The organism is Rhizobium sp. BK619, assembly GCF_014195245.1.
Classification (GTDB): Bacteria; Pseudomonadota; Alphaproteobacteria; order Rhizobiales; family Rhizobiaceae; genus Rhizobium; species Rhizobium acidisoli.
Genome location: NZ_JACIBH010000009.1, coordinates 333,526 through 343,827 on the forward strand (window position 1 = coordinate 333,526; position 10,302 = coordinate 343,827).

General features: G+C 60.5%; 10 protein-coding genes. 9 read left to right on the forward strand and 1 reads right to left on the reverse strand.

Annotation, left to right across the window (positions count from 1 at the left end):
* Positions 1–76 precede the first annotated feature (76 nt).
* The 6 genes from FHX14_RS19295 to FHX14_RS19320 are packed head-to-tail and all read left to right on the forward strand — an operon-like array spanning position 77 to position 4,920.
* Complete coding sequence (locus FHX14_RS19295; RefSeq protein WP_184378146.1) at positions 77–1,132, forward strand: ion channel; 1,056 nt, start codon at positions 77–79, stop codon at positions 1,130–1,132.
* Positions 1,129–1,788 carry a YjfK family protein gene (locus FHX14_RS19300; RefSeq protein ID WP_184378147.1) on the forward strand — a complete coding sequence of 220 codons (660 nt, stop codon included), beginning with the start codon at positions 1,129–1,131 and terminating at the stop codon, positions 1,786–1,788. Before FHX14_RS19295 ends, FHX14_RS19300 begins: the two co-directional genes overlap by 4 nt.
* Positions 1,789–1,821: 33 nt before the next feature.
* Entirely contained in the window at positions 1,822–2,223 is a 402-nt protein-coding gene (locus FHX14_RS19305) for a DUF350 domain-containing protein (protein WP_184378148.1), read from the forward strand.
* A gap of 13 nt (positions 2,224–2,236) precedes the next feature.
* Complete coding sequence (locus FHX14_RS19310; protein WP_184378149.1) at positions 2,237–2,839, forward strand: DUF1190 domain-containing protein; 603 nt, start codon at positions 2,237–2,239, stop codon at positions 2,837–2,839.
* A 1-nt stretch (position 2,840) separates the two neighbouring features.
* Positions 2,841–3,998 carry a glutathionylspermidine synthase family protein gene (locus FHX14_RS19315; RefSeq protein ID WP_184378150.1) on the forward strand — a complete coding sequence of 386 codons (1,158 nt, stop codon included), beginning with the start codon at positions 2,841–2,843 and terminating at the stop codon, positions 3,996–3,998.
* 40 nt (positions 3,999–4,038) lie between these two features.
* On the forward strand, positions 4,039–4,920 hold the full coding sequence (locus FHX14_RS19320) for an alpha/beta hydrolase-fold protein (protein WP_184378151.1): 882 nt from the start codon (positions 4,039–4,041) through the stop codon (positions 4,918–4,920).
* A gap of 66 nt (positions 4,921–4,986) precedes the next feature.
* Here the strand turns inward: FHX14_RS19320 and FHX14_RS19325 are convergent, their stop codons facing one another.
* Positions 4,987–6,096: a LacI family DNA-binding transcriptional regulator gene (locus FHX14_RS19325; protein ID WP_184378152.1), complete on the reverse strand. Its 1,110-nt coding sequence runs from the start codon at positions 6,094–6,096 to the stop codon at positions 4,987–4,989.
* Between the two features lie 324 nt (positions 6,097–6,420).
* Here FHX14_RS19325 and FHX14_RS19330 point away from each other — a divergent pair, with 324 nt between their 5' ends.
* The 3 genes from FHX14_RS19330 to FHX14_RS19340 all read left to right on the forward strand — a co-directional run bounded on the left by FHX14_RS19330 (position 6,421) and on the right by FHX14_RS19340 (position 10,067).
* Positions 6,421–7,383, forward strand: a complete 963-nt coding sequence (locus FHX14_RS19330; RefSeq protein ID WP_003591941.1) for a sugar-binding protein — start codon at positions 6,421–6,423, stop codon at positions 7,381–7,383.
* Between the two features lie 75 nt (positions 7,384–7,458).
* A complete protein-coding gene (locus FHX14_RS19335; protein WP_184378153.1) occupies positions 7,459–9,000 on the forward strand; it encodes a sugar ABC transporter ATP-binding protein in 1,542 nt (513 codons plus the stop codon).
* A 41-nt stretch (positions 9,001–9,041) separates the two neighbouring features.
* Complete coding sequence (locus FHX14_RS19340) at positions 9,042–10,067, forward strand: ABC transporter permease (protein WP_184378154.1); 1,026 nt, start codon at positions 9,042–9,044, stop codon at positions 10,065–10,067.
* Positions 10,068–10,302 lie beyond the last annotated feature (235 nt).

Sequence of the window (10,302 nt, forward strand, 5' to 3'; positions counted from 1 at the left end):
TTCGATATGCCACTTAAAGGGGTGGCGCGCTAAATAAATTTCGCTAGGTTACGCACGGGGAACGGGGGCGAATCGCGTGCCATTTATCGCTTCATTACTGCGGCGTGTATATCTCTCGCTCAGCGAATTGGCCTGGTCCGCCCTCTTTATTCTTCTCGTGATCCATCTGGCCGCCTCCTACTTGCTCTTTATGCTGGCCGGCGAAGGCGATCTCGTCGGCAATCCGATCGATTTTGTTTACTACTATATGGTGACAGCAACGACGGTCGGCTATGGAGATCTTTCCCCAAAATCGGGATTTGGCCGGATCATCGCCGTCCTCTTCGTCCTTCCCGGCGGCATTGCCATCTTCACTGCCGTTCTTGGCAAATTGTTGACAACGATCGGCACGATCTGGAGGAACCGCATGCGCGGATTGGGTGACTACAGCGAACGCGCCGGCCATATCATCGTCTTGGGCTGGCAGGAGGGGCAGACATACCAGACGCTGCGGCTGCTGCATGCCGAACGGCAGGCCAACGAGCCGATGAGCGTTCTGGTTGCCAAGGATCTGGCGGAGAATCCCGCAAGCGATTACACCGACTATATCAGAACCGAGCGGCTCGCCGATGCGGACGCTCTGGTGCGGGCCGGAGTGGCGCAGGCGCGGGCAATCATCGCGCGCGGCGCAAATGACGACGAGACGCTGGCCGCGGTGCTGATTGCCGAAGACCATGCGCCCAATGCCCATATCGTCGCCTATTTCGCCGACGACCGCACAGCCCAGATGGTCAAACAACTCCGACCGCGCGTCGAGGCGGTGGGCTCGCTCGCCGAGGAGTTGCTGTCGCGTGCAGCCCGCGATCCGGGCTCTTCGGAGATTGCCGCACGGCTGCTGTCAGCCGCCTCCACCGACACGGCCTTTTCCCTGCCAGTCCCGCCTTTGCAACGGCCGCTGCTCTATGGAGACGTGTTTTTGCGCCTCAAGCGCGAGCATAACGTCACGCTGGTGGGCTTGCTGAGCCAGGGCATTACCGACCTCAATTGCCGGGACGAGGTGCTGATGCGCGGCGGTGAGACCCTTTACTACATCAGCGGAATGCGGCTAGATCCCGCGGCCATCGCTTGGGCTCGAATGGGAGACGTATCATGATCGGCTGGTTCGGCAGAGACAAGAACGAAAAGCCCTTACCGAGAGAACTTGGCCCGTTGAGCGCTGCCATCGGCGGGGCCTTGGAGATCGATTTCCTGTCTCTGGAGGCCGAGACTTTGGGCGGCGAGCCGGCCATGCCGCTGCCACGGAGCGGCCCGTTCATCATTGCCGGCTACGGCGAGAGTTCGCTCGATGCCGCGACGGTTCTGTCGCGTTACTACGATGAAGACCACCGGATGATCCAGGTGATGTCGGTGTCGGGCCAGCCGGGCGATGCCGTCGACGACATCAGCTTTTATCAGCCCTGGGACAGCGTAGTGCCGGCCGGGCAGGGCGAATGGAACCGCTGGACCGGGTCGGCCGGGCTGATCGGCCAGCCCTCCTACGATGCCGACGGTATCCTCTACAGCCGCTTCTGGGGCGAAGGCCCGGAGCGCGCCCAACTGGTGGAATTTGTCGAAAAGGTCGAGGATGGTGAAGCGCAGCGCTCGATTCACCAGACCTGCATGTTGTATTACCGCCCGCTTGGCTCGACGCGCGAAATGCTTCTGATCAATGTCGAGCGTGATCTCGACCTTGGACAGAGCCAGGCGGGAAGCTCGGTGGAATTTCTGATCGGTTATGGACTTGCTCCAGCCGATGTCCGCCGCGTCTGACACCCTATCAATTTTTGACGGAGGAGTTTTTCAATGCTCGATTACGTGGCGGGTCTGCCTGCCTTCCTTGGTTATTTCGCCGTCGGTCTTGGCGCCTACGTTGTTTTCGCGGTGATCTACACATTCCTGACGCCGCAAAAGGAAGTCCAGCTCATTCGTGCCGGCAACCTCGCCGCGGTGACGGCATTTCTCGGCGCGCTTGTCGGTTTCAGCCTGCCACTGGCTTCGGCCGCCGCCAATTCGGTCAGCATCATCGACTATATGATATGGGCGGTGATCGGCATTCTGGCGCAGATCCTTGCTTTCTACATTGCCAATTTCACCATGCCGGACCTGCATGAGAAGATCACCGCCGACAATATCGCCGCGGGCATATGGGGCGGCGGCATCGCACTGGTCATCGGTATTCTCAACGCCGCCTGCATGACCTATTGAGGGGAGGGGAACGATGCGCAGACGTAAGAGCGGGCACAGACGACCCTTCCTGGCCCTAGGCACTATCGCTGCCTCGACCTTGGCACTATCCGGTTGCGGCGACCAGACGCCTTCGGAGGTCATGTTCACCTCCGTTGACCAATGCGTGCAATCCGGCATGGACCGGCAGGTCTGCCAGGCCGGCTATCAGGACGCCATGCGGGCTCATCTCGCCACTGCGCCGCGTTTCAACGGCATGGCCGCCTGCGAGGCCGAATACGGCGCGGGCCATTGCTCGGAGCAGCCGGCCAATTCAGTCCCCAACAATACCGGCGGCAGCGGCAGCTTCTTCATGCCGTTCCTGACAGGCTACATGCTGTCTTCGGCCCTCAACAACATCAGCGACTATTCCGACTACCGCCGGCGCCAGGAGGAGATGGGCTACTACTACGGTTCGACCCCGATTTACCGCAATCGCTCCGGGCAGACGGTGACAACCACCGTTCGCTCAGGCGGCGCGGGCAACGACAGTCTGACTGCGCCCTCGCGCCAGAGCGTCAAGCCGGTCAACGTCAATACCCGCACCGTCGCCCGTCAAGGCTTCGGTGGCCGTTCGTCGTTCAGTTTCGGCGGCTGACATGAAGCGTATCACTCTTCCGGCCCGTCCTGACTGGCGTGACAAGGCGCGCGCCGTCGGCTTCGGGTTTCACGTCATGTACGGCGAGCCCTACTGGCTCGACGATGCCGCCTATACTTTCACGCTCGATGAGATCGAGGCGCGGATCGAAGAGCCGAGCCAGGAACTGCACGACATGTGCATGGATCTGGTCGGTGATATCGTCAACAGCGAAGAGGCGCTCGACAGGCTGGCCATTCCGAAGGATCTGCGCGATGTGGTGCAGCGCTCCTGGCAGCGCCGCGACCGGCACCTTTACGGCCGGTTCGATCTTGCCTATGACGGCACCGGCCCCGCCAAATTGCTCGAATACAACGCCGATACCCCGACCTCGGTGTTCGAGACGGCCTATTTCCAGTTCAACTGGCTGACCGACCAGGTGGCTTTGGGCATCCTGCCCAATGATGCGGACCAGTATAATTCCCTGCAGGAAAGCCTGGTCGAGGCGTTCGAGCAATTTTCCAAGGATCCGATCTTCCACTTCGCCGTGATGACCGACAATGAGGAGGACCGCGGCACGACGGTTTATCTGATGGATTGTGCGGTGCAGGCCGGCCATCGCGTCGAGCTTCTCGACATACGCGAGATCGGTATCGATGCCGAGGGCCGCTACACCGATCTCCAGGATCGGGTGATCGACCGCTGCTTCAAGCTATACCCATGGGAATTCATGCTGCGCGAGCCGTTCGCCCGCGAACTCGCGCGCTCCGGCGATGTTTTTATCGAGCCCGCCTGGAAGGCCGTGCTCTCCAACAAGGGGCTTCTGCCGCTACTCTGGCAGCGCCACCCCAATCACCCCAACCTGCTGCCCAGCTATTTCGCCGATGACCCGGCGGCCGCGACCCTGACGGACTATGTGCGCAAGCCGCTGCTGTCGCGGGAGGGCGAGAACGTCACGATATTCCGGGATGGCCGGGAAGTGATGTCAGCCCCCGGCGATTACGGCGACGAAGGCTTCGTCGTCCAGGCCTATGCCCCGCTTTTCGAAAGCGACGGCGGTTTCGCCGTACTCGGCAGCTGGGTCGTCGGTGATCGCGCCTGCGGCCTTGCCGTCCGCGAAGACCGCTCACGCATAACCGCCAACCTGTCGCGTTTCGTGCCGCACGTCATCATCGATTAGGAGGAGATACATCCTCTTATGCAAACATCAGAAAACATTCATGACTGATCCTATCAGCGTCTATTCATTGCCCGGCACGTGTTTTTTCGATCTGGTTCCGGCTGCAGGCGGCGAGCCTTATCGGATATTCCTGTCCATTCCGGCGGAGAAACCGCCGGCGGAAGGATGGCCGCTTCTCGTTATGACCGACGGCAACGCCACTTTCCCCTTCGCGGTTGCGAGCCTCGTTACGCAAGCACCTTATCCCACGGGCACGAATGTCGGCTGGGGGGTGATCGCGGCGATCGGCTACCCAACGGACGAGCCCTATGATGCGCTCCGCCGGTCTTGGGACCTCGGTCCTCCCCCGGTCAAATCCTACCCGCCCTTCGTTGAGGGCGGTCCCCCGGTTGTCATCGGAGGGACCGGCAAACTGGTGGATTTCATCGAGAACGCGTTGATACCGCGGATTGCGGAGATGGTGGCCCTGGATCCGCTGCGCCGATCGCTTTTCGGACATTCCTTCGGCGGTCTCTTTACCCTCTATGCGCTGTTCGAACGCCCGGATCTGTTTGCCAATTGGATTGCCGCCAGTCCAACCATCTATTGGGAAAACAGCGAAATCCTCAACAATGAGGCGCGACGTCAACCCGTACCGGGAAATGCGGCCTTCCTGCATTTGTCCGCCGGAGAATATGAAGGCGACGAGCTGGCACCGTTTAAGTATCGCAACGAGGATGCCGCCATCCGCCTGGAGAAGAGGAAGACGGAGCGGACGCTCCTGCTGGCGCAAGAGATGGCGGGGCGATTAAACGGCACGGCCGACGGATTGCGTGCCGAATTCGAGCTTTATGCCGGCCAGACCCACATGTCCGTTCTTGCGGCGGCCGTCAACCGTGCGGTCAGCATCGCGTTCGCCGCCGGGGGATCGACCGACAGGTGAGGCTCTCTCGAGGGTTTCGTCGGCGATCTCTTTCGCGGCCACTGCCGCCGGCCTTCGGTCCGGCGCCTATGGCGAGGTGTTTAAACTACCGAGGATCTGCCGCGCTTCGGCCCGCGGCGCGGCGACGGAGTGGCGCTTGACGAGCGAGCATTCGAGCTTAGCAATCGGATAGCGCTTGCCGGGCATGGTTTCCGGGTTGAGATGTTCGATCGCCCATTGCCCCATGGCAAGATGTGGAAGGACCGAAGTCGTCAGCGGCGGGACGAGATGCCGTGCAATTTCCTCGTCGTCATAACCCACTACCGACATGTCCTGGGGAATGCGAAGCCCCGCATCCTTGAGCGCTTCGTAGCAGCCGATGGCGGTGCGGTCGTTCTGGCAGAAGATCGCGGTCGGCGGCTCCTTCAGCGCAAGCAGTTTCATCGTGGCGGCATAGCCGGCACCGGCCGACCAGTCGCCTTCGATGACCAATTCCGGATCGAAGGGGATATCGGCGGTCGCCAGCGCGCGGCGATATCCGGTCAGCCGGTCCTGCGCGGCCTGCATCCAGATTTCGCCGGTGATCGTTGCGATGCGATGGTGTCCGTGCGTGATCAGATGCCGGGTGGAACTCTGCCCTCCCGCGATCTCACTCGGCACGACGGCAGGAAAAGCATGGTCCGCCGTATAACAATTCAGCAGGACCGTCGGGATGTTGAGCTTGCTGACATAGGACGGAAGCTCCACTTGGCGGGTATAGATCGTCATATAGATGAGCGCCGATATGCCGCCGCTCGTCAACGCCTTGATGGCTTTCGGCTCCATGATAGGATCACTCAGCGTCTGGGCGACCAGAAGGACATTGCCGGCGTTCCAGGAAGCTTGCCGCGCGCCTTCGATCGCAACGATCGCTTCCGGGCTGGTGGCAAGTTGGTCGACCGCGAAACCGATCACATTGTCCAGTCCTGAATAAGAGGCCTTCGCCGTATACGTCGTCCCGGTGTATCCCAGAGCCCGCGCCGCCTCCCATACGCGGTCGCGGGTCTGCTGCGAGATACGGGTGCCGGGTGTGTCGTTGAGAACGAAAGAGACGGCTGCCTGCGAGCAGCCGGCCGCCGCGGCAATATCCATCATCGTCACGCGGGCAGGCTTGTCCACGGCGGGCTTATTGCTCTTTTGGGTCTTGGCTTGTCGCATGCGCGAAACTGTCTCTGCCTGGATTTGTCGTTTTGGTAATTACTATTAGCATCTATCTGAAAGCGCTGGCAATTGCATCAGCCGCTGCAATGCCGGCAGTTACTGGCCATTGCCAGTACAAAATTGCATCCTGGTCTGTGCACGATGAAATGTTTTGATCTGCATTGATAATACTATTTACTAATTAAAATTCTTCTATACCGTCACGGAGCGATCGGAACCAATGCCACTCGTCGCTTTGCGACGGCCCTGGGAGGGGGCGCATCCGGCCGGCCGTAAGTCGAAAACGGGCCCATGCGACTGCGGCCCATCGGGAGGTGTATTATGAAACAGCTGAAACGCAATGCAGCCCTGTTCTTCGCCGGTTTGATGCTGAGCGCGGCGCCGGCTGCCGTATCGCATGCCGCCGACAAGCCGACACTTGCATTCGTCGTCAACGGAGCGTCCGACTTCTGGAAAGCCGCAGAGGCCGGCGTGAAGAAGGCGCAGGCCGAAATGCCGGATTACCAGATGGAGCTGAAATACCCTGAGCAGGCGGCCGTCGCCATTCAGCAGCGTCTCATGGAAGACCTGGTCAGCGCCGGCGTCAAAGGGATCATGGTCTCCGCTGTCGACCCTAAGACCCAAACGGATGGCCTCAACAAGATCGGCTCGCAGACGGCTCTGTTCACCACCGACAGCGACGCGCCGAAGACCAACCGCGTCGCCTATATCGGTTCTTCGAACGTCGACGCCGGCAAGCAGGCCGCCGAAATCGCTAAGAAGGCTATGCCGGACGGTGGTAAGTGCATGGGGTTCGTCGGTCTGCTTGGCGCCGATAACGCCCGCGAACGCATCGAAGGGATGAAGGAAGGGCTGAAGGGTACCAAGATCGAGCTTGTCGATGTTCGTGGTGACGACATCGACCAGACGCGCGCCAAGAAGAACGTCGAGGATGCGTTGGTGGCCAGCCCCGACCTGACCTGCATGGTTGGCTTCTATTCCTACAACACACCGCGCATCTATGAGGCGCTGCGCGACGCAGGCAAACTCGGCCAGATCACCGTCGTCGGCTTTGACGACGATCCGATCACGCTCGGCGGCGTCAAGGAAGGCACGATCGCAGCAACCGTCGTCCAGCAGCCGTTCGAATGGGCTTATCAGGGCATGAAATTGATGGCCGCCTACCTCAAGGGCGACAAATCAGGCGTTCCCGCCGATGGCTTGATCATCATCCCGACGGTGATCATCGGCAAGGATGACGTTGACAAATATGCCGCCAACCTGAAGGCCATGGCTGGAAAGTAACCTCTTTCGCGGCGGCGGCACTCGCCGCCGCGAAAGGCATTTCATGCCGACAGCATCAGCAGCCATGGACAGCCGATGAACCATAGTTCCGACATCCCGTCGCCGGGCGCGCCCGGAACGCCATTCCTTTCGCTTTCCGGCATTGGCAAGACCTATCCAGGCGTCGTTGCACTCGAAGGCCTGTCAATGGACATCATGCCGGGCGAGGTCATCGGCCTTGTCGGCGAAAACGGGGCTGGAAAATCGACTCTGATGAAGATTCTCGGCGGTGTGATCGCACCCGATCGGGGCACGATCCTGCTCGACGGGGCAGAGCTTCGTTTCCTCACGGTGGAATCGAGCATCTCGTCCGGCATCGCCTTCGTGCATCAGGAACTCAATCTCTTTGAGAATCTCGACGTCGCTGCCAATATCTTCCTAGGGCGCGAACCGCTGAAGGCGGGACCGCTTAAGCTCGTCGATCGCGATCGACTAAGGGACATGGTGAAGCCGCTTTTGAGGCGCGTGGGCGCGCATTTTTCCGCCGACACACCCGTAGCGTCACTTTCCCTTGCCGAGCAGCAGATGGTGGAAATCGCCAAGGCGCTGTCCATCAACGCCAGGCTCGTTATCTTCGACGAGCCCACTTCCAGCCTGCCGCTGGACGAAACCGAGCGGCTGCTCAGCATTATCAAATTGCTGAAAGCCGATGGCATAAGCGTCATTTTCATCTCGCATCGCCTCCACGAGGTTGAGCGCGTCGCAGACCGGGTCGTCGTGCTGCGCGACGGCACGCTGGTCGGCACGCTCGCCAGGAAAGACATCGGCCACGACCAGATGGTCAAGCTGATGATCGGCCGGGTGCTTGCCGCCCGGACCGCAAAACCGCAGCGCTCGCCGGGCTCGGTGGCGCTGAACGCAAGCGGCGTACGCACCGAGGCCTATCCCGGCCGTCCCGTCGATCTGGAAATCCGCTATGGAGAAATCATGGGGCTTGCGGGCCTCGTCGGGTCGGGCCGCACCGAGCTTGCAAGGGTCTTCTTCGGCATCGACCGGAGCTACGGCGGAAGCATCCTGCAGGACGGGCAGGAAATTTCCGTCCGTTCCGCCCGCGACGCCGTTGATCGCGGCATTTTCCTGGTGCCGGAGGATCGCAAGCGCAACGGCATTCTTCTCGATTTCCCGATCGCCCAGAACATCACCCTTGCCGATCTTCCCAAGCTTTCCAGCCGCTTCATGCTTTCTGCCGAACGGGAGACGGCTGCGGCCGAAAAGCAGCGGCTTCGCCTCGGGATCAAGGCGCCCTCCGTTTCGACGCGAACCGGCACTCTGTCCGGCGGCAACCAGCAGAAGGTCGTGCTTGCCAAATGGCTGTCGATGAGCCCGAGGGTGATGATCTTCGACGAGCCGACGCGCGGCATCGATATCGGCGCCAAGAACGAGATTTACGGCCTGATGCGAGCGCTGGCCGATGCCGGAGTGGCGATCCTGATGATCTCCAGCGACATGGAAGAGGTGATCGGCGTTTCCGACCGCATCGCCGTCATGCACGAAGGCCAGATCGCCGGCATATTGGAAGAGGACGCATTCAGCCAGGAAAACGTCCTTTTGCTTGCTGTCGGCAAAAGCGTAAAATAGCGGCCGCGGCCAATAGACACGTATCGGGGAATGGATCTCGAATGGTCAAGAAAGATCTCGGACTGCTGCTGTTGATCGTCGTCGTCGGCATCGTCGTCGCCATCATCAATCCCCGCTTCCTGCTGCCGATCAACCTGGCCAACACCGCCAACCTGATCGGCCTGTTCGGCATCCTGTCGATCGGCCAGGCCTTTGTCATCATTACCGGCGGCATCGAGCTTTCCGTCGGCTCGCTCGTCGCACTTCTCGGCGTGCTGTTCGTCGATTTCATCGCGGTCCAGGATATGTCCTGGATGCTGGCGCTGCCGCTCATTCTCGCGCTTGGTGCAGTCGTAGGCGCCGTTCACGGCTGGCTGATCACCCGGCTCAACCTGCAGCCCTTCGTCGTCACCCTCTGCGGCCTGCTGATTTATCGCGGGGCAGCACGCTTCTACACCGCCGACGGGACGGCGGGCTTTGCATTTGGCCAGAATTTTCCGGAGCTCGAATTCCTGACCGCCGGACGGTTCTACGGCGTTCCCAACTCCTTCATCGCCCTCGTTATTATTGCCGTTGTCATGTGGGTCATGCTGCATCGCTCCGTCTTCGGGCGTTATCTTTACGCGATCGGCAAGAATGAGGAGGCGGCCCGCTATTCCGGTATCCGCACCGGCCGCATGATCATGTCGGCCTATGTCATCTGCGGACTGCTGACGGCGCTTTCGGCGATTTATTTCGCCATGTACACACGCTCGATCTCGCCGGCGAGCCATGGCCAGTTCTACGAACTCTACGCGATTGCCGCCGCCGTCCTCGGCGGCTTTTCGCTCCGCGGCGGCGAGGGCTCGATCGTCGGCGTCGTGCTCGGCACGGTCCTGCTCCAGGAGCTGCAGAATCTCGTCAACCTGCTTGGCATCCCGTCATCGCTGAATTTCGCCGTCATGGGCGGCGTGATCCTCATCGGCGTCCTGATCGACCAGCAATGGCATGCCATCCGCGCAAAGCGCCGCGTTATCTCCGCCGCCCGGCAGACCGAAACCCGTCATTCGAACGAAGCCAGTTTGCCGGTGGCTGCCAATCAGGACTAAATCAGACGACAAGCCGTGCCGTCCGGCCGAGTTTGCGCTCCGAATTGTTATGAAGTTGTATGTGGATTCACGCGCTGCGCCCGCCGGCTACGTTATTGATGAGTAGTGGTTCCATAATGTTGATTATGAAATTTTTGTTGTGTAGGAGCTATTTAGTAATGCGACAGTTGGGCCAGTTAGAGATGCGACAGTCTCGCCTCTCGACGTGCTGGTCAATGCCAACGTTGGGAGCAAG

What these genes read in the sequence shown, in the direction of transcription:
- FHX14_RS19300 (WP_184378147.1), top strand. Translation starts at nt 1,129, where the DNA reads ATGATCGGCTGGTTCGGCAGAGACAAGAACGAAAAGCCCTTACCGAGA.
- FHX14_RS19330 (WP_003591941.1), top strand. Translation starts at nt 6,421, where the DNA reads ATGAAACAGCTGAAACGCAATGCAGCCCTGTTCTTCGCCGGTTTGATG.
- FHX14_RS19335 (WP_184378153.1), top strand. Translation starts at nt 7,459, where the DNA reads ATGAACCATAGTTCCGACATCCCGTCGCCGGGCGCGCCCGGAACGCCA.
- FHX14_RS19340 (WP_184378154.1), top strand. Translation starts at nt 9,042, where the DNA reads ATGGTCAAGAAAGATCTCGGACTGCTGCTGTTGATCGTCGTCGTCGGC.
- FHX14_RS19310 (WP_184378149.1), top strand. Translation starts at nt 2,237, where the DNA reads ATGCGCAGACGTAAGAGCGGGCACAGACGACCCTTCCTGGCCCTAGGC.
- FHX14_RS19325 (WP_184378152.1), bottom strand. Translation starts at nt 6,096, where the DNA reads ATGCGACAAGCCAAGACCCAAAAGAGCAATAAGCCCGCCGTGGACAAG.
- FHX14_RS19305 (WP_184378148.1), top strand. Translation starts at nt 1,822, where the DNA reads ATGCTCGATTACGTGGCGGGTCTGCCTGCCTTCCTTGGTTATTTCGCC.
- FHX14_RS19315 (WP_184378150.1), top strand. Translation starts at nt 2,841, where the DNA reads ATGAAGCGTATCACTCTTCCGGCCCGTCCTGACTGGCGTGACAAGGCG.
- FHX14_RS19320 (WP_184378151.1), top strand. Translation starts at nt 4,039, where the DNA reads ATGACTGATCCTATCAGCGTCTATTCATTGCCCGGCACGTGTTTTTTC.